Origin of the sequence: Dactylosporangium sp. NPDC000521, assembly GCF_042898305.1 — a bacterium.
GTDB lineage: Bacteria > Actinomycetota > Actinomycetes > Mycobacteriales > Micromonosporaceae > Dactylosporangium.
The window spans coordinates 64,377-88,352 of record NZ_JBIAYW010000010.1 but is presented as its reverse complement, the minus strand read 5'-3'; the positions used below and the strand labels follow the sequence as shown (position 1 = coordinate 88,352).

Genomic DNA, 23,976 nt, shown 5'->3' with positions numbered 1-23,976 from the left:
CACGCAGTTCTCGGAGGGAGCGATGTGAGCGCACCGACCCGCTGGCTCGACGCCGAGGAACAACTCGCCTGGCGTGCTTTCTACTCCGCCGCGACGCAGCTGATCGACCGGCTCGACCGCGAACTGCAGCACGACGCGGGCATGCCGCACGCCTACTACGAGATCCTCGTCGTGCTGTCGGAGTCGCCGGGACGCACCCGGCGGATGAGTGAGCTCGCCGACCTCACCCGTTCCTCGCGCAGCCGGCTCAGCCACGCCGTCACCAAGCTCGAGGCCCGCGGCTGGGTCAGCCGGCGCGACTGCGACGACGACAAGCGCGGGCAGTTCGCCGACCTGACCGACGCCGGCTTCGCCGCCATCGAGGCGGCCGCGCCCGGCCACGTGGAGACGGTGCGCAAGCACCTGTTCGACGCGCTCACCGAGGAGCAGGTCGAGCAGCTGCGCAAGATCAGTGAGGCGATCGCGGCCTCCCTCAAGTAACCCCCTGACGCTCCCCCCATCGGGGCACTGTGCCTTGTGTCGATCATTGGGTGTCGATACGTTCACGGCCTGCCGCGAGATGGGGGCCCCGTCATGAAGCGCCTGAAACTCACGCAAACCATCGCCGCCGCGGCCTTCGCCCTGGCCGCGCTGGCCACGGTGCAGGGCAGTGTGCCGACGCTGCCCGACCAGGCGAAGACACCGAGCGGCTACGCCGGCGGCGTGCCCCAGTGGGAGAACGAGCCGTCCATCGCCAGCCTCCTCGCCGGCGGCGCCCAGCAGCACGCCGAGCAGTTCTACTTCGTGCTGCCCGACCGGTTCGCCGACGGTGACCCGTCCAACAACACCGGCGGCCTGCCCGGCGGCCGGCTGAGCTCCGGCTACGACCCCACCGACAAGGGCTTCTACCACGGCGGCGACCTCAAGGGCGTCATCGACCGGCTCGACTACATCGAGCACCTCGGCACCACCGCGATCTGGCTCGCCCCCGTGTTGAAGAACCGGCCGGTGCAGGGCAGCGGCGCCGACGTCTCGGCCGGCTACCACGGTTACTGGACCACCGACTTCACCGAGATCGACCCCCACTTCGGCACGAAGGCCGACCTGCGGCGGCTCGTGGACCTCGCGCACCGCCGGGGCATCAAGGTCTACCTCGACGTCATCACCAACCACACCGCCGACGTCATCCGGTACGCGCAGGACCAGTACTCGTACCGGAGCAAGACGGACTACCCGTACAAGGACGCCTCCGGCAACAGGTTCGACGACCGCGCCTTCGCCGACGGGCGGCACGGCTTCCCGCCGGTGAACGCGCAGTCCTTCCCGTACACCCCCGTCTTCGCCGGCGAGACGGACAAGACCGTCAAGAAGCCGGCGTGGCTCAACGACCCGCTCATGTACCACAACCGCGGCGACTCCACGTTCAGCGGCGAGAACAGCGAGTACGGCGACTTCTTCGGCCTCGACGACCTGTGGACCGAGCGCCCGGAGGTCGTCCGCGGGATGACGAAGATCTACGCCGACTGGGTCAAGGACACCGGGATCGACGGCTACCGGATCGACACCACCAAGCACGTCAACATGGAGTTCTGGCCGCAGTTCGTCGAGGGCGTCGACAAGGTCGCCAAGCGCGGCTTCTTCATGTTCGGCGAGGTGTACGACGCCGACCCGCGGTTCGACTCGACCTACGTGCGCAAGGGCCGGCTGCCGGCGACCCTGGACTTCCCGTTCCAGCAGGCCGCGACCGACTACGTGGCGCGCGGCGGCTCGGCGGCCGGTCTCGCCGGCGTGTACGCGCAGGACGACCTGTACACGTCGGCGGGCACCACCGCGGGCACCCTGCCGACGTTCCTGGGCAACCACGACATGGGCCGCATCGGCATGTTCGTCGCCGGTGGCGGCACCGACCCCGCCACGCACCTGCGCCGTGACCAGCTCGGCCACGAGCTGATGTTCCTCACCCGCGGCCAGCCGGTCGTCTACTCCGGCGACGAGCAGGGCTTCACCGGCGCCGGCGGCGACAAGGACGCCCGGCAGGACATGTTCCCGAGCGTCACGCCCGACTACCTCGACGACGACCTGCTCGGCACCGACACCACCCACGCGGCGGCCCACTACGACGAGAACCACCCGATCTACCGCACCATCGCCGGCCTGGCCCGGCTGCGGCAGGCGCACCCGGCGCTCAAGCAGGGCGTGCAGGTGACCCGGTACGCGGCGCAGGGCGCGGGCGTGTTCGCGTTCTCCCGGATCGACCCCCAGCAGCGGGTCGAGTACCTGGTCGCCACCAACAACGCCACCACGACGCAGACCGTCACCGTCCCGACGGCCATGGCGAGCACGACCTTCGACCGGATCTACCCGTCCACGGGCGCGATCGCCGCCTCCGCGGGGGACGGCCGGCTGCGACTGGACGTGCCGCCGCTGAGCACCGTGGTGTTCAAGGCCCGCGGCGCGATCGCGATGCCCGCCGCGAAGCCCACCGTCACGCTGGTCGCGCCCGCCGCCGGCCAGGCCGTCCCCGGCCCCGCCGAGGTCAAGGCCGAGGTCACCGGCGACCCGCTGTCGACGGTCACGTTCGCCGCGAAGGCCGGCAACGGCCCGTGGAAGCTGCTCGGCACCGACCACGCCGCGCCGTACAGCGTCCACCACGACCTCGACGGGCTGCCCGCCGGCACGACGCTCGAGTACAAGGCGGTCGTGCGCGACGGCTCCGGCCGCACCGCCGAGACGAGGATCACCGCGAAGGTCGGCACGCCGCCGAGCGCGGCCGCGCCCGACTACGCGATCGTGCACTACCAGCGCCCCACCAGCGGATACGAGCCGTGGAGCCTGTACGCGTGGGGCGACATCGAGACGCCGATGACGTGGCCGGCCGGCGCCCCGTTCGCCGGGGAGGACTCGTTCGGCCGCTTCGCATGGGTCAAGCTGAAACCGGGGGCGGCGAACGTCGGCTTCCTCGTGGTCGACTCGGGCGGGGTGAAGGACGTCGCCGTCGACCGCACGCTCGACCCGACGAAGACGCCGGAGATCTGGCTCAAGCAAGGAGACGCGACCATCTACACCTCACAGGCCGCGGCCACCGGCACCGTCGCCGTGCACTACGGGCGGCCCGACGGCGACTACACCGGCTGGGGCCTGCACCTGTGGGGCGACGGCCTCGCGCCCGGCACCGGCACCGACTGGTCCGCGCCGCGCCCGCCGGACGGCACCGACAGCTACGGCGCCTTCTGGCACGTGCCGGTGACCGACCCGGCCGAGCCGGTCAACTTCATCGTCCACAAGGGCGACGTGAAGGACCCCGGCGCCGACCAGTCCGTCCTGCCGAACCGGCAGGGCGAGGCCTGGGTCCGCTCCGGCGAGGCGACCGTCCACCCGACCCGCGCCGCCGCCGAGCACGCCGCCGTGCTGCACTACCGCCGCCCGGCCGGCGACTACACCGGCTGGGGGCTGCACGTCTGGACCGGCGCGGCGACCCCCACCGACTGGGGCAGCCCGCTGCTCCCGGAGGGCAGCGACGCGTTCGGCGCGCGGTTCCGCGTGCCGCTGACCGGCAACGCCACGACGCTCAACTACATCCTGCACAACGGCGACACCAAGGACCTGCCCGCCGACCAGGCGCTCGACCTCGTCACCGTCGGGCACGAGGTCTGGATCCTGTCCGGGCAGGAGCGCTACCTGCTGCCGGTCCCGCCGCAGGGCACCCCCGACACGGACCTGACCAAGGCCAAGGCGGTGTGGGTCGACCGCGACACCATCGCGTGGCGGTCCGGGCCGGCCGACGGGCACTCCTACGAGCTGCTGTCCGCGCCCGACGGCGGCCTGTCGGTGGTCGACGGGCAGGTCGTCGGCGTCGCGAAGGCCCTGCCGATGCGCGCGACCGGCAGCCTGACCGAGCCGCAGCGGGCGAAGTTCCCGCACCTGTGGGCATACCAGGCGTTCCACGTCACCGCCGACCGCGCCGCCGTGTCCACCGCGCTGCGCGGGCAGGTCGTCGTGGTCGAGCGCGACGCCGCCGGCGCCGTCACCGAGGCCAGCGCCGTGCAGGTCGCCGGGGCACTCGACGACCTCTACGTCGGCGCCGTCGGGGCGAGGCTCGGCCCGCACTTCGAGGGCGGCCGCGTCTCCGTCAGCGTGTGGGCGCCGACCGCGAAGAACGTCGCGCTGGAGCTCTTCGACGACCCGGCGGCGCAGCCGGTACTGACGGCGATGAAGCGCGACGAGCACACCGGCGTCTGGACGGCGACGGGCGACCGCAGCTGGAAGGGGCGCTACTACCGCTTCCGGGTCACCGCCTGGCAGCCCGCGGTCCGGGGCGTGACGACGGCGTCGGTGACCGACCCCTACTCGGTGTCCCTCGCCGCCGACTCCACCCACAGCCAGATCGTCGACCTGGCCGACGCCGCCCTGCAGCCGCCCGGCTGGTCCGCGGTCAAGAAGCCGCCGGTGCCGGCCCGGCCGCAGATCCAGGAGCTGCACGTCCGCGACTTCTCCATCGCCGACACCACCGTGCCGGCGCAGCAGCGCGGCACCTACCTCGCCTTCGCCCAGGCCCAGTCGGCCGGCATGACGCACCTGCGGGACCTGGCCAAGGCCGGCACGTCCTACGTGCACCTGCTGCCGGTCTTCGACATCTCCACCATCCCCGAGCGGCGGGCCGACCAGCAGCAGCCGCCGTGCGACCTGGCCGCGCTGCCGCCGGACTCCAGCCAGCAGCAGGCGTGCGTCGCCCAGATCGCGGAGCAGGACGGCTACAACTGGGGCTACGACCCGTTCCACTACTCCACGCCCGAAGGCTCCTACGCCACCGACCCGCAGGGCACCCCGCGGATCACCCAGTTCCGCCAGATGGTCGCCGGGCTCAACGGCGCCGGCCTGCGGGTCGTCGTCGACGTGGTCTACAACCACACCACCGCCGCCGGCACCGATCCGCACTCGGTCCTCGACCAGATCGTGCCCGGCTACTACCACCGGCTGCTCGACGACGGCACCGTCGCCAACTCCACCTGCTGCGCCAACACCGCGCCGGAGAACGCGATGATGGGCAAGCTGGTCGTCGACTCGGTCGTGCTGTGGGCCAAGCAGTACAAGGTCGACGGCTTCCGCTTCGACCTCATGGGCCACCACCCGAAGGCCAACATCCTCGCCGTGCGGGCCGCGCTGGACCAGCTGACCCTCGGTAAGGACGGCGTCGACGGCAAGAAGATCCTCATCTACGGCGAGGGCTGGAACTTCGGCGAGGTCGCCGGCGACGCCCGCTTCGTCCAGGCGACCCAGGCCAACATGGCCGGCACCGGCATCGGCACCTTCAACGACCGGCTCCGCGACGCGGTCCGCGGCGGCGGCCCGTTCGACGGCGACCCGCGCATCCAGGGGTTCGCGTCCGGGCTGTACACCGCCCCCAACGGCGACCCGGCCAACGGGACGACGGCCGAGCAGCGGGCCAGGCTCCTGCACTACCAGGACCTGATCCAGGTCGGGCTCACCGGCAACCTCGCCGCCTACGAGTTCGTCGACTCCACGGGCCACCGCGTCACCGGCGCGCAGGTCGACTACAACGGCTCGCCGGCCGGCTACACCCGCCTGCCCGCGGAGGGCGTCACGTACGTCGACGCCCACGACAACGAGATCCTCTACGACGCCCTCGCCTACAAGCTGCCGACCGGCACGACCGCCGAGCAGCGGGCGAGGCTGCAGGTGCTCGCCCTGTCCACGACCGTCCTCGGCCAGGGGACCGGGTTCGTCACCACCGGCTCCGACCGGCTGCGCTCCAAGTCCCTGGACCGCAACTCGTTCAACTCCGGCGACTGGTTCAACCAGATCCGCTGGGACTGCGCGGCCGGCAACGGCTTCGGCGCCGGCCTGCCGCCCGCCGCCGACAACCAGGACAAGTGGTCCTACGCCCAGCCGCTGCTGGCCAACCCTGCGCTCGTGCCGGACTGCGCCGCGATCGACCTGGCCGGCGCCCGCTTCCAGGAGCTGCTGAGGATCCGGGCGAGCTCGCCGGTCTTCTCGCTGGGCACCGCGGCGCAGGTGCAGCAGCGGGTGGCGTTCCCGCTGTCCGGCGCGTCCGCGACGCCCGGCGTGATCACGATGACGCTGGACGCCCGCGGCCTCGACCAGCGGTTCCACACGATCGTGGTGGTCTTCAACGCCGGCCCGGCCGCCGCGACGCAGACGGTCGGCGTCTACGCGGGCGCCCGGTTCGCGCTCCATCCGGTGCAGGCCGCCTCGGCGGACCCGCTCGCCCGCCAGGCCACCTTCGACAGCGCCCACGGCACGTTCACCGTCCCCGGCCGCACCGTCTCGGTCTTCGTCCAGCCCGCCTGACCTTCCCGTGATCCCGAACGGTTCTGGTGGCCAGGGCTACCGAAACCGTTCGGGATCATCGGGAGGAAAAGCCTCAAGGCTGGGTGGTCGGTGCCGTTTTGTCCGGTGTGAGGCATCATCGGGCGTTCACCGTCGCCGGGCTGCTACTGGTCGCGCTGCTGGCCGGGGCGACCGGCAAGCCGTCGCCGCCGCCCGGGCCACCGCTGCCGGGTCCGCCGGCGGTCGTCGAGCCGGGCGCGCCGCCGTCGACGCTGCCGCCGCTGAGCGACCTGCCGACGCTCCGCGAACCGACCGGCCGGTCCATCGCGCCGTCCGCGACCGCGGCCCCCGGCACGCCGGGGGAGCCGCCGGCGAGCGTTAAAGCAACCTCAAGCCCGAGCCCCGCCGCGACCACCGAGACCAGCCGCCGGTCGACCGGCTGGATCGGGCTCGGGGTCGTCGTCGTGATCGCCGGAGCGGTCGCCTTCCTCGTACTGCGACGACGCCGTCACGCCTAGTTCGCCAACGGCGGGCCGTTTGGCTTGTGACGGCCGCCGTTCGGCGAATGAAGGCTTATCGGGGAAGCACCTTTCCAGTAGCGTGCCCTTTCGTGTTCCTTAACCAGGTTTCCCGCTACAGCGTGCTCCTCCGCCACCGGTAGGCGATGACGGTTGGCAGGCAGCAGCCCCTCCCGAGCGACCGGCACCGACTCGCCCCGCGCGATCGGCGGCGGCGGTCGGCAGCGCCGGTCGGGCGCGCCTGACACCTCGGTCGCCGGGCACCGGCGCGGCGGCACGACCCGGCCCAGCCGGCTGCGGTCGGTCCGCACGCAGCTGCTCGCCCCCATCGTCGTCGCGATGGTCGGGCTCGCGGTCCTCAGCACCGCCCAGGCCGCCACCGCCAGGTCCGCCGCCGGGGACGCGGCGCGAGCTCGTACCCTCGCATCCACCGCGACCAGCGCGGTCAGCTTCGTGCACGAGCTGGAGCGCGAGGTCGCCGAGACCGCGGCACTGCGGCAACGGGGCGGCAAGACCGGTGTCTCGCTCGTCGTCGCCCAGCGCGAGCGGACCGACAAGGCCGCGGCACGCTACCTCGCCGACAGTCGCGCCGCGGTCAAGGCCGTGCCCGACCTCGACCGGGCCGTCCGGGCCGTCAACGAGATCTACAGCCGGCTCGGCGCCACCCGCGAGGCGGCCGACACGAACCCCGCCATCACGCTGATGACCGACCCCGTGTACCGGCCGCTCGCCGAGGCCCTGCTGGCGATCGCGGACGCCGTGCCGGCGCAGATCGCCGACAACGAGCTCGCCAACGCGGCCCGGGCCGTCGCCGCCGTCGCGGCCGTCGAGCACTTCGCCGCCCTCGAACGGGACCTGCTGCGCGCGGTGTTCTCCCGGGGCGCCGTCGAGCCCGGCGACCTCGGCGCCATGTCGGAGCTGCGGGGCGCCCGCGACCAGCGGGCCGCCGAGTTCCACCGGGCCGCGACCGGCGCCTGGCGCACCGTGTACGACCAGGAGATCCGCGGCCTCGACGTCGACAAGGCCGACAAGCTCAGCGCCGCCGCCCGCAACGCCGAGAAGGACCCGGCCGGGCTGAAGGTCGACGCCGACACGTGGTTCGTGGCGCAGTCCGGCTTCATCCGCCGGCTCAACATCGTCAGCCTCGACCTGTCGGACCGGCTCGACGGGCGCGCCGAGCAGATCGCCGTCACCGCCCAGCGGCGCGCGTGGGCGACCCTCATCGGCACCGCCGCGATCGGTCTCGCCGCCCTCGCGATCGCGATCACCCTGGCCGTACGGACGGCCCGGCGCCTCCGGAGGCTGCGTGCCGCGGCCCTGACGGTCGCCCGGCAGGAGCTGCCCGACGTGATCCACTCCGTGGCGGCCGGCGCGGCGATGCCGACCGCCACCTCGGCGGCCGCCGCCACCCGGAGCATCGCCGCCACCAACGACGAGATCGGCCAGGTCGCCGACGCGTTCGCCACCGTCCACCGCACCGCGCTGCGGCTCGCCGGCGAGCAGGCCGAGCTGCGCGTCGACGTGTCGCGGATGGCCGAGGTGCTGGCCCGGCGCATCCGCACCCTCATCACCCGGCAGCTGCGGCTCCTCGACGAGTTCGAGCGCGACGAGACCGACCCGGACGTGCTCGCCCGCCTCTTCGCCCTCGACCACATCGCCGCCCGCCTGCGCCGCAACGGCGAGAACCTGCTGGTCCTCTCCGGCGGTGAACCGGGCCGGCCGGCGACCCAGGCGGTCGGCATCGGCGCGGTCATCACGGCCGCCGCGTCGGAGATCGAGGACTTCCAGCGGGTCGAGGTCCAGCCCGCCGACCTGGCGATCACCGGGCCGGTCGTGGGTGACCTCGTCCACCTGCTGGCGGAGCTGCTCGAAAACGCCACGACCTTCTCGCCGCCGACGCAGCAGGTCCGGGTCGACGCCCGGCCCACGGTCGACGGTGCCATCATCCGCGTGCACGACAGCGGGATCGGCATCGCGCCGCGGCGGCTCGCGGAGATCAACTCGCGGCTGGCGACGCCGACGACGCTGAGCAGCGCGGCGGCCGGCACGATGGGGCTGCACGTGGTGTCGCACCTGGCCGCCCGGCACCGGATCCGGGTGGAGCTGCACGCCACCGGCAGCGGCACGGTCGCCTACGTGGCGCTGCCGCACCGGGCCCTGGAGCGGATGCCGGCGCTGACGCCCGCCGCCGCGCCGGTCTCCTCGGCCCCTGCCTCCGCTTCCGCCGTTGCTGCCGCTTCCCCTTCTCCTGCCGCCGTTGCCCCAATCGCTGCCGCGGTTCCGTCGGCTCCGCCACGTTCGGCGCTTCCGCCGTTTCCACCGGTTTCGCCGGTTTTCTCCGTGCCGGCCGCCGCTGTACCCGTTTCGCCCGCGCCCGTCTCGTCCGCGCCGGTGTCCTCCGCGCCGGTTTCGGCGGCGCCGGTTTCGGGCGTCCCGGTCTCCGCGCCGCCCCGCCCCGGGCCGCCGCCGGTCGTCGTGCCCTCGACGGTCGGCGCACCGCTGGGGCGGCCTCGCGTACCGCAGCAACACCAGCCGACTCCGTCCGGGGCGCCCGCACCGTGGTTCCGCCCCTACCTCAGCGGCGGTGGCGACACCCCCAGGCCACCCGTCCCGCCACCCTCCCTCAGTGCCTGGCCGCCGCTACGGCCGGGAGGTCCGTCCCGCTCCGCCGACGGCCCGGAACCCTCGGGCTCCGACTCGGACGGCCTGCCCCGCCGCCGCCCGGGAGCGCAGCTCGCCCCGGGAATGCAGCTCGCACCGGGAGCTCAGCCCGCCCCCGGAGCTCAGCCCGCACCGGGAGCGACGGGCCCGGAGCCGCCAGCCACCCGCAGGAACGCGGTCGACCCGGACGCCGTCCGGTCCCGGCTGTCGGCGTTCGCGGAAGGTGTCTCGGCCGCCGCCCGCCGAACCAGCACGGGCGGCTTCAACAGCGCGACCCACAGCGCAAACCCTGCACAGAAGGACCGATGATGGCGATGCCAGACGCTCAGAACCCGACCGGCGCGGGCCAGCTCGACTGGCTCATGGCCAGCTTCGCCCGGCAGGTCCCCGATGTCGCGCACGCGATCACCGTCTCCGGCGACGGGCTGCGCCTGGCCTGCTCCGCCGACCTGCCGGTGGACCAGGCCGACCACCTCTCCGCCGTCATCAGCGGCCTGGCCAGCCTCACCTTCGGCGCCGCCCGCGTGATGCAGGCCGGCCTCGTCCGCCAGACCATCGTCGACATGGACGGCGGCGTCATGATCGTCATGGCCGTGGGCGACCGCGCGCTGCTCGGCGTGCTCGCCGCCCCCGGCTGCGACCTCGGCCAGGTCGGCTACGAGACGGCCATGCTCGTCCACCGGGTCGCCGACGCGCTCGACCCCCTCCCGCGGGATGCGATGCTCCGGTGAGGCGCTTCGCGGCTGTCCTTCTCGTGTGCGCCCTGCTGGCCGGCTGCGGCTCGTCGGCACCGCCGCGCGCCGGCGCGGGGCTGTGGCACGGCGGGCGGATCTTCATCGCCACCGGCAACACGACGGGCGTGTACTACCAGTTCGGCGGTGGCTACGCCGACCTCATCACCAAGCACGTGCCCGGCTACGAGGCGCGCGCCGAGGCGACCGGCGCCTCCGGTGAGAACATCCAGCGCGTCGCGACCGGTGACATGGACGTCGCGTTCAGCATCGCCGACACCGCCGCCGACGCCGTGAACGGCAAGGGCGCCTTCGAGGGCAACCCGCAGAAGATCGTGGCGCTGGGGCGGCTGTACCGCAGCTACGCCCAGGTCGTGGTCCGCAACAGCCTGCGCGTCACGAAGTTCGCCGACCTGCGCGGCAAGCGGATCTCCACCGGCTCCGCCGGCTCCGGCGCCGACGTCTTCGCCGGCCGGCTGCTCTTCGCGGGCGGGATCAACCCCGACACCGACATCGTCCGGCAGCGCCTCTCCCTGCCGGAGACGACCAAGGGCATGCTCGCCGGCACCACCGACGCGCTGATCTTCACCGGCGGCCTGCCCACACCCGGCATCGCCGACCTGCTGGCCAGCGCTCCCGGGCAGTTCTCCCTGCTGCCGCTCGACGATCTGCTCAAGCCGCTCGCGTTCCGCTACGGCGGGGTGTACGCGGCGGGCAAGCTCCCCAAGTCGACCTACGACACGCCCGCGGACGTCGACACGATCGTGATCGGCAACCTGCTGCTGGTGTCGCCCGACATGCCCGACCAGCTCGCGCACGACCTGACCAAGATCCTTTTCGACTACCAGCTCGAGCTGAGCCGCGTACATCCTGAAGGCGCCAATTACGACAAAGCGGGTGCTCTGGTCACCGATCCTGTACCGCTACACCCCGGCGCCGCGCGGTTCTACAGCAGCGGCTGACCATCGACGTTATGGATCTCTCATTCGCCGGATGCGAGGAGGGTGATCATGCCCGTGGGCTGTCAAGATGACCCCGTGACCACCACCGCTCAACACCTCGTCAGGCTGGACGACATCCGCGACGCCGCCGCGCGGATCTCCGGCCTCGTGGTTCGCACCCCGCTGCTGCCGTGCCCCTGGGCCGACGAACTGTGGCTGAAGCCCGAGAGCCTTCAGCCGATCGGCGCGTTCAAGCTCCGCGGCGCCACCAACGCCCTGCACCGCCTGGACCTCGACCACCGCCGCGCCGGCGTGGTCACCCACTCCTCCGGCAACCACGGCCAGGCCCTCGCCTACGCGGGCCGCTCCCTCGGCATCCCGGTCACCGTCGTCATGCCCGACGTCTCGACGCCCCTGAAGATCGAAGCGACCCGCGGCTACGGCGCCGAGGTCATCCTCGTCCCGCAGGCCGACCGCGAGACCGTCGCCCGTGAGCTGGTCGCCGAGCGCGGCCTGACCCTGATCCCGCCCTACGACCACCCGGACATCATCGCCGGGCAGGGCACCGTCGGCCTGGAGATCTTCGAGGACCTCTCCAACGTCGACGTCGTCGTCGTCCCCGTCGGCGGCGGCGGCCTCTCCTCGGGCGTCGCGACCGCGATCAAGGCCCTCGCCCCGCACGTCGCCGTCATCGGCGTCGAGCCCGCCGTGGCCGCGGACGCCGCCGAAAGCCTCGCCGCCGGCGTCGTGCGCGTCTGGCCCGAGCAGCGCATGCTCAGCACCATCGCCGACGGCCTGCGGACCCCGCTGTCCGAGCTCACCCTCGCGCACCTCAGCGCCCACCTGGACGCGATCGTGACTGTCGCCGAGGACGAGATCCTCGACGCCGTGAAGGTCCTCGCCCGCCGCGGCCGCCTCATCACCGAACCCAGCGGCGCCGCAGCCACCGCCGCCGTCCTGCACCACCGCGACGAGCTCCCCGCCGGCCGCACCGTGGCAGTCGTCAGCGGCGGCAACATCGACCCCCGCCTGGCCGCTGGCCTCTTCACCGACTGACCGGGTTATCCACAGCCTGTGGGTAACTCCTGTGGGCATCGTCTCCCCAGGTCGCCCTCGCCCTGGCCTCACCCGGCCAACACCCAGGTGGATCCGGGGTGTACTCCACGTGTACCCCACACGGTTATCCACAGCCTTGTGCGCACTCATCCACAGGTTCGGCGGGAGTTATCCACAGCTGGGGACATCGGTCTGTGTACAGCCGGGCGCCTGTGGACGACCGGCGCTCCTGCGCGGAGCGCCGGTCCAGTGGCCGTTTCGATCAGGCGGCGTCGGTGCGGCCGGCGGTGCTGTTGACGTGCTCGCGGATGACGTAGGTCGGGCGGCCCATGCCGTGGGCGTGCACCCGGCCCAGGTACTCGCCCAGGACGCCGATGCCGATCAGCTGGGCCGACGAGAAGACCGTGACCAGTGACGCGACCGTGGTGAAGCCGGCCACGGTCGTGTCACCGATGACGTAGAGCCAGACCAGCCGGATCGTGAGGATCAGGCCGCAGATACCGATCAGGAACCCCAGGTACGTCACGAGCCGGAGCGGCTTCGTCGAATAGCCGAGGATCATGTTGACGGCGTGCTTCATCAGCGACTTGAAGGTGAAGCCGGAGCGGCCCTCGGTGCGCTGGTCCATGCGGACGGTGGCGGTGCCGACGCGGGTCGTGGTCCACGACAGGACGATGTCGACGGAGACGTGCGGGCCGCTGACCTGCTCGAAGCCCGCGCGCAGGAACGTGCGGAAGATGCGCAGGGCGCCGAGGACGTCGGCGTTGGGGATGCCCATCGTGCGGCCCATGACCAGGCTCTTCGCACCCCACGACGTGAGGTTGCGGAAGGCGCCGTGCTCCTCCTGCTCGGAGACCGCGTAGACGACGTCGAGGTCGTCGGTGAGGGCGTCGACGAGCTTCGGCAGCTCCTCCGGCGGGTGCTGGAGGTCGTCGTCCATCGTGATGATGCGGTCGAAGGACGCGGCGCGGATGCCGGCGATGAGGGCGTTGTGCTGGCCGTAGTTGCGGGCCATGCGGATCGCCTGGACGTGCTCGTACTTGCCGGCGAGCTCGCTGGCGACGTCCCACGTGTTGTCGGTGCTGTCGACGACGAGGATCACCTCGTGGTCGGGGGTGATGCCGGGAAGCACGCCGTTGAGCCGCTCGACCAGCGTGGGGAGGATTCGCGCGGAGCGGTAGCACGGGACGACGACGGACAGAGACACGTTGTGGAGCTCCTCACAGAACCGTGTACGGAGGAGAGTACTCCGTTTTGAGGTCAGGCCTGGATCGTGATGATGCGCGTGAACTCGTGGAGCAGATTGAAGCCGTCCCAGGTCCCCGCGAACGTCAGCGCCTGGCCGAAGGGCACGATCCGGTCGATGCCGCGTCCGGCGAGCGTGGTGACGAAGTCGTCGAGGTCGGACATGGTGAAGCCGTACTGGCTGAGCGTCTGGTCCTTGCGCTGGATCGCCGGCGCGAGCTCCGCGAGCGAGCCGACCGTGACGTGACAGATGGTGCCGGCGCCGAGCCAGTGCCGCTGCAGGTCGTCGAGGCCGGCGAGGGACACGTTGGCGACGGCGTTGCCGTTGAACGCGATCCTGGTGGCGGCGCCGGTGGCGGCGAGGCCGTAGGTGGCGACGTACTTCTCCACGGCCATCGCCGGGTCGACGCCCCAGCCGCGCTGCACGACGACCTCGCCGAGCAGCTCGTCGAACTCGGCGCGGGCCTCCTCGACGCCGCCTTCACCGACCCAGAACAGGTCGCGAGGGGAGGAGCAGGCGGCCTGGTCGAACCAGTAGAGGTCGTTGGCGAACCCGTCCACGGCCGCCCGGCGCTGCTCCGGGGTGGAGGCCTGCCAGCCGGCGACGGAGATCGCGGCGAACGAGGACCGGTCCGGGAACGCGAGGTCCCGGGCGAGCGGCTGGATCGGGTGCTTGCGGAGCTGGTTGACGGACTGGTCGCCACCCCACAGCACGCGCAGGTCGCAGGCGCCGATGAGGGCGCCGGTGATCGCGTCGTCGCGGTCGTAGGTGACCATCCGCTGGGTCTGCGCGATCGCCGGGTGGGCGTCGGCGAGCACGTCGTTGAGCGCCTCGAGGACGGTCTGCGCGGCGCCGGCGGCACGGGCGGAGACCCGCACGATGTTGTGGTTGCCGGCGAGGGCGGACAGCGCCCACGAGTAGACGAAGATCGTGTCGACGTTGGCCGGCGGGAAGTGCAGCACCAGGCCGCGGGGGGCGCGGCGCTGGCCGTTGGCGCCGTCGGCGAGGCGCTCGACGGCGCGGGCCAGCTCGCCCTTGCGCAGGAAGAAGCCGAGCGAGCCGAGCTCGGGGTGGCGGCGGGCGAGATCGGGCTTGAGCAGCCGCCGGGAGAACGCGATCAGGAAGTCCCGGACCCGCTCGTCGCCGACGGTCAGCCGCCCGCCTTCGGGCTCGTCGGTGATCTCCGCCAGCAGCCGCTCAACCGAAATATCGGAAATTTCAGGAAATACGCTCTTCACGATGCACCCACAAACGTGTCGCTGCAGCCGCGGGCCTCGGCGCGCGGCAGCCGGCCCAGGATGGAGAAGCGCTTGCCGGGCCAGGCGCCGTCGTCGATGCCGTTGATCACGCCCATGTCCTCGGTGAGCAGCACGTGGCCCGGGTACGACTCCGGCAGCGTGCTGATCACCTCGACGAGACCGGGCTTGCCGGGCGGCAGCGGCTCCCACGTCTCCGGGTCGCGGATGACGACGTCGGCGAAGTCGGGGCAGTACAGCGAGTTGCCGTCCGGGCCTTCGAGGTAGACGACGCCGATCTGCTCGACCATGCCGTAGAAGTTGTGGATGTTGCGCAGCCCGGTGTCGGCCTGGAACGCGCGGCGGAACTCGGCGTTGTCGACCTGCTGGTCGACCAGCTTCTTCCAGCCACCGGAGTGCACCAGGATCCCGTTGCTGAGATCCAGGCCGTTGTCGCGCGCCAGTTCGTACAGGTAGAGCCAGACCATGAACGTGAAGCCGAAGACCAGGAAGGGCTTGTCGCCGTGCTTGGCGAGGAATCCGCGGACCGCCTCGAGGTCGGGCTTGCTGTCCTCGTCGAGCGCCCAGACGTGGTCCCGGCCGAACGTGATCATGCCGAGGACGCCGGCGCCGCGGGCGCTGAACGAGCGGCGGTTCTTGATGATCGCGGTCGTGTCGACGATGAGCATCGGCAGCCGCTTCGGGCCGAGGACCGCCTGCAGGGTCTGGCCGAGCATCCTGGTCTGCGCGGCCGCGGCGGCCTTGTCCAGGTAGATGCGGCTGACGTCGCCGGTGGTGCCGCTGGAGGTCAGGACCTTGAAGACCTCGTCGTCGGGGATGCTCTTGAGCTGGTGCGTCTTGAACAGCCGCACCGGCAGCCACGGCAGGTCGCTGATCCGCTCGTACGAGCGGCCGGGGCCATGACCGGTGGCGGCGAGGATGTTGGCGTACGCCTCGCCCCGCGCCCGGTGCTGCTCGGTCAGCTCGACCAGGCGGGGCAGCAGCTGCGCCTCGCGGTCCGGCTGCGACAGGGTGAACACGCTCATCGTGCGGACTCCAACGCTCGATAGTCGACCTTGCCGTTGCTGAGCAGCGGCAAGGCGGGGAGGCCGCGCATCTCGAAGCCCGACCAGTGCAGCTTCAGCCGGTCGGCGAGCTCGGTCACCCGCGGCGCCAGCTCCTCGGCCGTCGCGCCCTCGACGAAGACGATGACCTTGTCGTCGCCGGAGACGGCCGCGACGGCGCCCGGGCCGGTGGCGGCCGCCAGCTGCTCGATGTCGTCGAGGTTGAGCCGGACGCCGAACACCTTGCCGAAGCGCTTGAGCCGCCCGTCGATGAACAGGTAGCCGTCCTCGTCGAGGTGCCCGAGGTCGCCGGTCTCCAGCAGCCCGCCCTGCTCGTCGCCGCGGGCCAGGTCGGTGGCGGTCTCCGCGTAGCCCATCATCACGTTCGGGCCGCGGTAGAGCACCTCGCCGACGACGCCCGGGGCGGTGGTCTCGGTGCCGTCCTCGAGCCGGATGGCGAGCGCGCCGCCCGGCACCGCGGGCCCGACCGAGCCGAGCTTCTCCGCGAGCCGCCCGGCCGGCAGCGTGGTCAGGCGGGGAGCGGCCTCGGTCTGCCCGTACATGACGAACAGCCGCCCGTCGACGGACGCCATGCGGTCGTGGAAGTCCTGCACCAGCTCGGCCCGCAGCCGGCCGCCGGCCTGCGTCAGCGTGCGCAGGCTCGGGTAGCGCTTCGGGTCGAACCGCAGGCGGCGCAGCATCTCGTACTGCGACGGCACCAGCGCGAGCGAGGTCACGCCGAACTTCGTGACCGCCGGCCAGAACGACCGCGCGACCAGCCCCTCGGACTCCACCACGACCGTCGCGCCGGCGGCGAGGTGCGTGTTGAGCACCGACATGCCGAAGCTGTAGTAGAACGGCAGGCTGCTCACCGCGACGTCGGCGCCGGTGATGCCGAGCGCTTCGATGATCGACGTCGTGTTGGCCAGGATCGCCGTGCGCGACAGCCGGACCAGTTTGGGGCTTCCGGTGGAGCCCGACGTCGCCAGCAGCGTGGCGAGGTCGGGGTGCGGCTCGATGGCCGGCGGTGTGTCGCGCTCCCACAGCTCGTCGCCGCGGCGGGTGTACCCCTTGTGCACGTCCTGCGGCACGGGGCCGCAGACGGCGGCGGGCTCGAACCGGTCGATGAAGTCGGCGAGGATCTCGGCCGGCAGGCCCGGGTCGAGCAGCGCCAGCGGACGCCCCGACTCGAACGCGCCGATGTAGCGGACGATCGCCTCGACGGTGGTCGGCGTGCGCAGGAACACCACGCCGGGCGTGATCTCGGTGAACCCCGCGACCGCCGCGTGCACCGCCTCGCGGAGCGGCACGCCACTGAGCTCGGCGCCGGTCGCCGCGTCGATCAGCCTCGCGTCGGGGTGCAACAACGTCATGGCGTCACCTCCGCGGCGCACTGATGCCGGCGAGGTGGACACGGATGCCTCTCACCGTACAGCATCCAAAAAAATAGTCCGATTTGTCGTGTAGAGCGCCGTCACGGTGTGTCATACGACCAGGCCGCCATCGACCTCGATCACCTGGCCGGTGACGAACCGGGACGCGTCGGAGAGCAGGAACGCGATCACGTCGGCGACGTCCTCGGGCTGGCCCAGTCGGCGCAGCGCGGTCGCGGCGACCCGCTCGGCACGGCCGGCCTCGTCGAGGGACTCCAGCATCTCGGTGGCGATGAACCCGGGGGCGACCGCGTTGACCCTGATGCCGGCCGGTCCGAGCTCCTTCGCCGCGGCGCGGGCGAACCCGGCGACGGCGGCCTTGGTCGCGCCGTAGACGACCTGGCCGGCGGAGCCGGAGGTGCCCATGACGGAGGAGAGCAGGACGACCGAGGGTGCGGTGCCCCGGCGCAGCAGCTTGACGGCACCGTTCACCGTGTACGTGGCGCCGACGGCGTTGACGGCGAACAGCCGCTCGATCGCGGCGTCGCCCATCATGCCGAGGAAGCCCGCCTCGTGGACGCCGGCGTTGACGACCAGGGCGTCGAGGCGGCGGTGGCGCTCGAAGACGAGCCGCAGGATGGCCTTGACGTCGGCGGCGTCGCTGACGTCGCCGTGCACGACGAGCGGCTCGATGCCGAAGTCGGCGGTGATCTCGTCGGCCGTGGTCTTGGCCGAGCCTTCGCGCATGCCGTGCAGGACGAGTTGGTAGCCCTCAGTAGCGAGCTTGCGCGCGACTGCCCGGCCGATCCCGCGCGAGGAGCCCGTGACGAGCGCGACCCTGCCCTCAGCCGGAGAACTCAACGTCGTGCTTTCCGAGGATCTCGACGGCCTTGTCGAACGAGCTGAGGTCGATCACCTCATCGGTGTCGATCATCACGTCGAAGGTGTCCTCGATCTCGCCGACCAGGGAGAGGTGCGCCAGCGAGTCCCACTTCTCGATGCCCCGGTATTCAAGCTTGTCGACGTCGTAGTCCTCCGGGAGTGCCAGTGCGGTGCGGAAGGCGACACGAAGACGATCGAGGTTGCTCATCAGCTCAGGGTCCTGTTCGATCGGGTAAGCGGCTGGCGTCCGCGAGCGAGTGTACCGTTGGCCGGTCTTTCAATGCCCACACGCCCGCCTACGGGAGGTACCAAGGTGCTGCGCGAAGCCGACGATTCGGACGTCGAGACCATCCGGCGGTGGCGCAATCACCCGAAGACGCGCGGTGCCAGCATCTACACGGCGTTCATCACGCCCGAGGGTCACGCTCAGTGGTGGTCGAAGGTCCAGTCCGACCCGTCCCGCCGGGTGCTGATCTTCTCGTACAAGGGCAACGACTGCGGCGTGGTCACCTTCAACGACCACGACGAGGTGGCCGGGACCGCCGAGTGGGGGTTCTTCCTCGACGTCGACGGCCTGGAGGAGCGCGGTGAGCTGCTGCCGGCGTGGATGGAGCTGGAGAAGGCCGCCGTCGCGTACGCGTTCGACGAGATGAAGCTCACGTCGGTCGGTGGCCGCACCCTGGCGTGGAACAAGCAGGTGATCGCCCTGCACCGCCGCTTCGGCTTCAAAGAGGTGCCGGAGCGGCAGTACACCACCGAGATCGACGGCGTGGACCAGCTGGTCGTCTGGACCGAGAGGTCGCGTTAACACGCGGGCAGGCGGCCGGGGGCCATCCGCTCCTCGGGGTCCAGGGCCAGCTTCAGCCGGACGGTCGCGTCACAGAGCCGGGCCGGGCCGTAGGTCTCCACGAGGTCGCGCAGGTCGGCGGGGGCGCGCAGCAGCGTGCACCCGCCCCCGCCACGGGCCATGAGCACCGTCCTGGCGGCGGTCAGCATGCCCGCGAGCCGCTCCGCCGGGGTCGTGACGGGCAGTGCCACGTGCGCGATGCCGGCGCCGACCGAGCCGCGGACCGGCACCGGCATGCCGGCGGCGTCGCGCAGGGCGTAGACGACGGCGAAGAGTTCACTGGGCTGACCCCAGATCTTCAGCGCCACGTCGTCGGCGTCGAAGGGGTAGCGGCCCCACCACTCCGGCGGCGCGGGCTCGACCGAGGCGCCGCCGCCGAGTAGGTGCGCGGCGGCCTCGGCCCGGGCGGCGCTGCCGGCGCGGCTGCCCTCGAACAGCGCGGCGAGCTCGGCGGGGCGGCCGGCGCCGCCGGGCAGGTCGGCCTCGATCGCCGCGGCGCCGAGCGACGAGGAGACCAGCGCCTCCGTGAGCTGCTGCACCTCGCGCGGGGTCGACACCGGCCGCACGACCCATGCCCGCGCGGACGGCATCGGCTCGAGCCGGACCGTCGCCTCCGTGATGACGCCGAGGGTGCCGAACGATCCGCAGACCTGCCTGGCCAGGTCGTGCCCGTCGAGATGCCGCTCCAGGCTGCCCTCGTCGAGCGCGACCCGCACGCCGGCGACCAGGTCCCGCGGCGTGCCGAACCGGTGGCGCAGCGGGCCCGCCTCGTTGGTCGCGAGGACCCCGCCGAGGGTCGCGCCGGGCGACGCGACGTCGAGCGCGATCCGCTGCCCCACCCGCAGCAGGTGCGCCCGCAGCGCCCGCATCGGGGTGCCGGCGGCGACGGTCGCGACGAGGTCGTCCGGGGCGTGGTCGAGCACGCCCGACATGCGACCGAGGTCCATTAGGACGTCGACGTGCGCGGGCGGGAGCCCCCAGTCGAGCTTCGTGCCGGCACCGGACGGGACGACCGACAGCCCGGCGGTGGCCGCGGCGCGCAGCACGCCGGAGACCTCCTCGGCGCTGCCCGGCGCGACCACCCAGCCGGCCGGCACCCCGTCCACCCTGTCGGCGGGGCCGGCCTCCCACACGTGCTCCGGCCCGCACGCCTCCGCCAGCACTTCGATCACGCTCACCGCAGCCCACGCTTCCCTGCTCACGACCCAGCGCCAGGCTGGATCGTCCGACGAGACGACCACACGGGGAAGTGCTCGTCGGCGGGATTCGCGGCAGCCGGGACCCCGCCGGTCAGGGCGTGATCCAAGCTTTCCCAACGACGCGTTCAGTCATGTCCGAGCGATCTCGAACATGTGTTCGAAAGCGTAGTGGGTCGCTACTTCAGTCGCAACTGCTTCCGCAGGAAGGCCACCCGGTCGGTGGCCGCGGCTTCGAAGCCGACGAGATCGTGGCCGGTGTCGTAGTCCTTGCGCTCCTTGGGCCCCGCGACGCCGTCGGCCAGCTCGGCGCGCTCGGCGTCTGTGACTTCCTGGTCCTGCTTGCCGAATTGCAGCAGCACAGCCTTGCGGCCGGTGACTTTGATGTACGGCGGCGCGTCGAAGCGGGACAATGCGTCCAGGTATGCGTGCCAGTCCTTCGGCAGCGGATTGCGGACCATCCAGCGGGAGATCCGGCTGAACCCGGACGCCAGCACGGTCGCCGTGATGCGGGAGTCGATGCCGTACAGGACGGCGCCCATGGCCGCGCCCCAGCTGTGGCCGGCGAACCCGACCCTCGACCCGTCGCAGTCCGAGCGGCGGATCAGCAGGTCGTACGCGCGGCGCAGCGCCACCACGGAGTCGGCCACCACCTTGCTGTCGGCGACCGGGTCGCCCGACGGCTTGAGCGGCAGCTCCGGCACGCACACCAGCGCACCCAGCCGGGCGAGCGCCATCCCCTCCTTGAGCATCGTGTCGCGGTTGCCGTCGCTGCCGTGCGCGTACACCACCGCGGGCAGGCGGCCGGTGAACTTCTCCGGACCCAGCACGTACGCCGGGATCTCCTCGCGACCCCTCGTGTCGGAGAACGTGATGTCCTCCAGGATCACGCCGTCACCCGTCCGCTTGTCGGTGAGCTGGGCGTTGAGCGTCGCCTTGGAGTCGTACGAGTAGAGCTTCCTCAGCTCGGCGATCGGCACGGCGGCAGGCACGTACGCCGAGGGGTCGAACGTGGAGGACGGTTGGACCGCGCCGGAGGAGCCCGACGCCGCGCCGCCCTTCACTTCAGGTGCATCCGACTCCCCGGCGCACGCTTGGACCAGCATCGCTGCCAGTCCCGCCACCCCGATGTGCAACACCCCACGACGCCGCACCGCACTCCTCCATGGGCTCGCCCGAACTTCGAGACCATGACGGTACCGGCGTCGCTTTCTCCTACAGGACAGACTGCCGAGTTCACCCCCCGGTTGCGTGCTCCGCCCACCGGCTCTCGGGTGTTTTTGAGGGGTCGACGCGCCCGAAAGTGTCGGGGGGTGAGGGTAACGTCTTGAGCGTGACTTCAGGTGTGACGGGCGTTCAGCCGCCGACGGCGAAGCAGGTTCCGCACGAGCGGACGCACCACGGCGACACCGTGGTCGACGAGTTCTTCTGGCTGCAGGACAAGGAAGACCCAGACACGATCGCCTATCTCGAGGCGGAGAACGCGTTCACCACCGCGGCGACCGCGCACCTGGAGAGCCTGCGCGAGACGGCGTTCAGCGAGATCAAGTCCCGCACCAAGGAGACCGACCTCTCGGTGCCGACCCGCAAGGGTGGCTTCTGGTATTACACGCGCACCGAAGAGGGCAAGCAGTATGGCATCCACTGCCGGGTCCCGGTCGAGGCCGGCCAGGCCGCGCCGCCCGACCTCGGCGACGGCGGCGCCCTGCCCGGCGAGCAGGTTCTCCTCGACGGCAACGCCCTCGCGGGCGACTCGGAGTTCTTCGCCCTGGGCACGTTCGACGTCAGCCCCGACAGCCGCCTCCTGGCCTACAGCACCGACTTCGCCGGCGACGAGCGCTTCACGCTGCGCGTCAAGGACCTCGACACGGGTGAGCTGCTGCCCGACACCGTCGAGGGCACGTTCTACGGCTCCGCCTGGTCCGCCGACGGCTCCACGCTCTTCTACATCACCGTCGACGAGGCGTGGCGGCCGAACAAGGTCTGGCGGCACGCCATGGGCACCGCCTCCTCCGACGACGTGGTGGTCCACGAGGAGACCGACGAGCGCTTCTGGGTCGGCGTCGACCTGACCCGCTCCGAGCGCTTCATCCTCATCGACATCCACAGCAAGGTCACCAGCGAGGTCCTGGTCATCCCGGCCGACGCGCCGACCAGCCCGCCGCAGCCGATCGCGCCGCGCCGGCAGGGCGTGGAGTATTCGGTCGAGCACCACGGCCACCGGTTCCTGATCCTGCACAACGACGGCGCGGAGGACTTCGCCCTGTCGTACACCTCCGTCGACGCGCCCGGCGCCTGGACGACGCTCATCGAGCACGAGCCCGGCACCCGCCTGCTCGGGGTCGACGCGTTCTCCGGCCATCTGGTCGTCTCGCTGCGCCGCGACGGGCTCACCGGCATCCGGGTCGTGCCGCTGCAGGGCGCCGCGCCCTACGACATCGAGTTCCCCGAGCCGATCTACTCTGCGGGCCCCGAGGCCAACCTCGAATACGACACCACCTCGTTCCGCCTGCACTATGTCTCGCTGGTCACGCCCGACTCGGTCTTCGACTGCAACCTCGACAGCGGCGAGCTGACCCTGCGCAAGCAGAAGCCGGTCCTGGGCGAGTTCGACCCGTCCCGCTATGAGCAGCACCGCGAGTGGGCCCTCGCCGAGGACGGCACCCGCGTCCCGATCTCCATCGTGGCCCGCGCCGGCACTCCCCGCGACGGCTCGGCCCCCGCCGTCCTGTATGGCTACGGCTCCTATGAGGCGTCGATGGACCCGTGGTTCTCCATCCCGCGCCTGTCCCTGCTCGACCGCGGCGTCGTCTTCGCCGTCGCCCACATCCGCGGCGGCGGCGAGATGGGCCGCCGCTGGTATGACGAGGGCAAGCTGCTGGCGAAGAGGAACACCTTCACCGACTTCGTCGCCTGCGCCGAGCACCTGGTGAAGACGGGCTGGACGTCGTCGGACAAGCTCATCGCCCGCGGCGGCTCCGCCGGCGGCCTGCTCATGGGCGCCGTGGCCAACATCGCCCCGGAGGCCTTCGCGGGCATCGTCGCGCAGGTCCCGTTCGTCGACGCCCTCAACACCATCCTCGACCCGTCGCTCCCGCTGACCGTCACCGAGTGGGAGGAGTGGGGCAACCCGCTCGCCGACCCTGAGGTGTACGCGTACATGAAGTCCTACACCCCCTACGAGAACCTGTCGGCCCGCCCGTATCCGGCGATCCTGGCCGTGACCAGCCTCAACGACACCCGCGTCCTCTACCACGAGCCGGCCAAGTGGGTGGCCCGCCTGCGTAGCCTCTCGCCCGAGTCCGACGTCCTGCTCAAGACCGAGATGGGCGCCGGCCACGGCGGCCCGAGCGGCCGCTACGACGCCTGGCGCGAGGAGGCGTTCATCACCGCCTGGATCCTGGACCGCGTGGGCCTGGCCTGACCACCCGCCCGCCGCGCGACCGTCGCCGCCGGTCAGGTCGCCCGCGCCTCACCCGGGGGCGCGTCACGCCTGACCGCCGGCGCCAGGACAGCCCGCCACGCCTGCCTCCGTGGCGTGCCGGTTCGCGCCTGACTCGTCCGGTAGGCAGGCGGACACGCCGTGTCTTACCGGCAGCGGGCCGGGCTGGTCGGACTGCTTCATGAGAGCTGGTAGGCACGTCTGTCCGGCGGGGAGACGCGCCTGACTGCTTCGGTAGAGCTGGTAGGCAAATGCCTGCCCTGCGGCGGGCTGTGCCTGGCTCCTCCGGTCGAGGCGCCTGCTCCCGCAGTTGAGGCGGGTCGCGCCTGGCCGTCGCGTAGGGCAAGCGGGCGCGCCCTGCCTGCCCTGCGGCGGGCTGTGCCTGGCTCCTCCGGTCGAGACGCCTGCTCCCGCAGTTGAGGCGGGTCGCGCCTGGCCGTCGCGTAGGGCAAGCGGGCGCGCCCTGCCTGCCCTGCGGCGGGCTGTGCCTGGCTCC

Annotated in this window: 17 protein-coding genes; 9 read left to right on the top strand and 8 right to left on the bottom strand. The window is 71.9% G+C overall.

All coding sequences use genetic code 11. The features are described 5' to 3' along the window. Positions 1-24 precede the first annotated feature (24 nt). The 7 genes from ACFY3L_RS30565 (at position 25) to ACFY3L_RS30535 (ending at position 12,195) form a co-directional block, all read left to right on the top strand. Positions 25-480: a MarR family winged helix-turn-helix transcriptional regulator gene (locus tag ACFY3L_RS30565; RefSeq protein ID WP_389331600.1), complete on the top strand. Its 456-nt coding sequence runs from the start codon at positions 25-27 to the stop codon at positions 478-480. 93 nt (positions 481-573) lie between these two features. Beyond that, complete coding sequence (gene pulA / locus ACFY3L_RS30560; RefSeq protein ID WP_389331597.1) at positions 574-6,309, top strand: pullulanase-type alpha-1,6-glucosidase; 5,736 nt, start codon at positions 574-576, stop codon at positions 6,307-6,309. Positions 6,310-6,416: 107 nt separating this feature from the next. Further along, positions 6,417-6,806, top strand: coding sequence for a hypothetical protein (locus ACFY3L_RS30555; RefSeq protein WP_389331594.1), 390 nt, complete (start codon positions 6,417-6,419; stop codon positions 6,804-6,806). A gap of 153 nt (positions 6,807-6,959) precedes the next feature. Continuing rightward, a complete protein-coding gene (locus ACFY3L_RS30550) occupies positions 6,960-9,776 on the top strand; it encodes a nitrate- and nitrite sensing domain-containing protein (RefSeq protein ID WP_389331592.1) in 2,817 nt (938 codons plus the stop codon). A 5-nt stretch (positions 9,777-9,781) separates the two neighbouring features. Then, positions 9,782-10,198: a roadblock/LC7 domain-containing protein gene (locus ACFY3L_RS30545; RefSeq protein WP_389331589.1), complete on the top strand. Its 417-nt coding sequence runs from the start codon at positions 9,782-9,784 to the stop codon at positions 10,196-10,198. Next, positions 10,195-11,160 (top strand): TAXI family TRAP transporter solute-binding subunit, encoded by a 966-nt coding sequence (locus ACFY3L_RS30540; RefSeq protein WP_389331586.1) that lies wholly within the window; start codon positions 10,195-10,197, stop codon positions 11,158-11,160. The genes ACFY3L_RS30545 and ACFY3L_RS30540 overlap by 4 nt, the downstream gene beginning before the upstream one ends. Positions 11,161-11,235: 75 nt before the next feature. After that, a complete protein-coding gene (locus ACFY3L_RS30535) occupies positions 11,236-12,195 on the top strand; it encodes a threonine/serine dehydratase (RefSeq protein WP_389331583.1) in 960 nt (319 codons plus the stop codon). Between the two features lie 262 nt (positions 12,196-12,457). On the opposite strand, the gene ACFY3L_RS30530 is transcribed toward ACFY3L_RS30535, so the two are convergent. The 6 genes from ACFY3L_RS30530 to ACFY3L_RS30505 form a co-directional block, all read right to left on the bottom strand. After that, a complete protein-coding gene (locus tag ACFY3L_RS30530; protein ID WP_389331580.1) occupies positions 12,458-13,402 on the bottom strand; it encodes a glycosyltransferase family 2 protein in 945 nt (314 codons plus the stop codon). Positions 13,403-13,455: 53 nt separating this feature from the next. Then, complete coding sequence (locus ACFY3L_RS30525; RefSeq protein ID WP_389332527.1) at positions 13,456-14,682, bottom strand: acyl-CoA reductase; 1,227 nt, start codon at positions 14,680-14,682, stop codon at positions 13,456-13,458. Beyond that, on the bottom strand, positions 14,676-15,722 hold the full coding sequence (locus ACFY3L_RS30520; protein ID WP_389331577.1) for an acyl-protein synthetase: 1,047 nt from the start codon (positions 15,720-15,722) through the stop codon (positions 14,676-14,678). The genes ACFY3L_RS30525 and ACFY3L_RS30520 overlap by 7 nt, the downstream gene beginning before the upstream one ends. After that, the gene (locus tag ACFY3L_RS30515) at positions 15,719-17,113 is read right to left on the bottom strand and encodes an AMP-binding protein (protein WP_389331574.1); all 1,395 of its coding nucleotides are present in this window, start codon (positions 17,111-17,113) and stop codon (positions 15,719-15,721) included. Before ACFY3L_RS30515 ends, ACFY3L_RS30520 begins: the two co-directional genes overlap by 4 nt. Positions 17,114-17,224: 111 nt before the next feature. Then, positions 17,225-17,974, bottom strand: coding sequence for an SDR family NAD(P)-dependent oxidoreductase (locus ACFY3L_RS30510; protein WP_389331571.1), 750 nt, complete (start codon positions 17,972-17,974; stop codon positions 17,225-17,227). Continuing rightward, the gene (locus ACFY3L_RS30505) at positions 17,958-18,203 is read right to left on the bottom strand and encodes an acyl carrier protein (protein ID WP_389331568.1); all 246 of its coding nucleotides are present in this window, start codon (positions 18,201-18,203) and stop codon (positions 17,958-17,960) included. The genes ACFY3L_RS30510 and ACFY3L_RS30505 overlap by 17 nt, the downstream gene beginning before the upstream one ends. A 72-nt stretch (positions 18,204-18,275) precedes the next feature. On the opposite strand from ACFY3L_RS30505, the gene ACFY3L_RS30500 reads away from it, so the two are divergent. Next, the gene (locus ACFY3L_RS30500; protein ID WP_389331565.1) at positions 18,276-18,803 is read left to right on the top strand and encodes a GNAT family N-acetyltransferase; all 528 of its coding nucleotides are present in this window, start codon (positions 18,276-18,278) and stop codon (positions 18,801-18,803) included. Here ACFY3L_RS30500 and ACFY3L_RS30495 read toward each other — a convergent pair. After that, positions 18,800-20,020 (bottom strand): FAD-binding oxidoreductase, encoded by a 1,221-nt coding sequence (locus ACFY3L_RS30495; RefSeq protein ID WP_389331562.1) that lies wholly within the window; start codon positions 20,018-20,020, stop codon positions 18,800-18,802. The genes ACFY3L_RS30500 and ACFY3L_RS30495 overlap by 4 nt on opposite strands. 197 nt (positions 20,021-20,217) lie before the next feature. Beyond that, positions 20,218-21,102, bottom strand: coding sequence for a dienelactone hydrolase family protein (locus ACFY3L_RS30490; RefSeq protein ID WP_389331559.1), 885 nt, complete (start codon positions 21,100-21,102; stop codon positions 20,218-20,220). Between the two features lie 281 nt (positions 21,103-21,383). Between ACFY3L_RS30490 and ACFY3L_RS30485 the strand changes: the two genes are divergently transcribed. Beyond that, positions 21,384-23,462: a S9 family peptidase gene (locus tag ACFY3L_RS30485; protein ID WP_389332524.1), complete on the top strand. Its 2,079-nt coding sequence runs from the start codon at positions 21,384-21,386 to the stop codon at positions 23,460-23,462. Positions 23,463-23,976 lie beyond the last annotated feature (514 nt).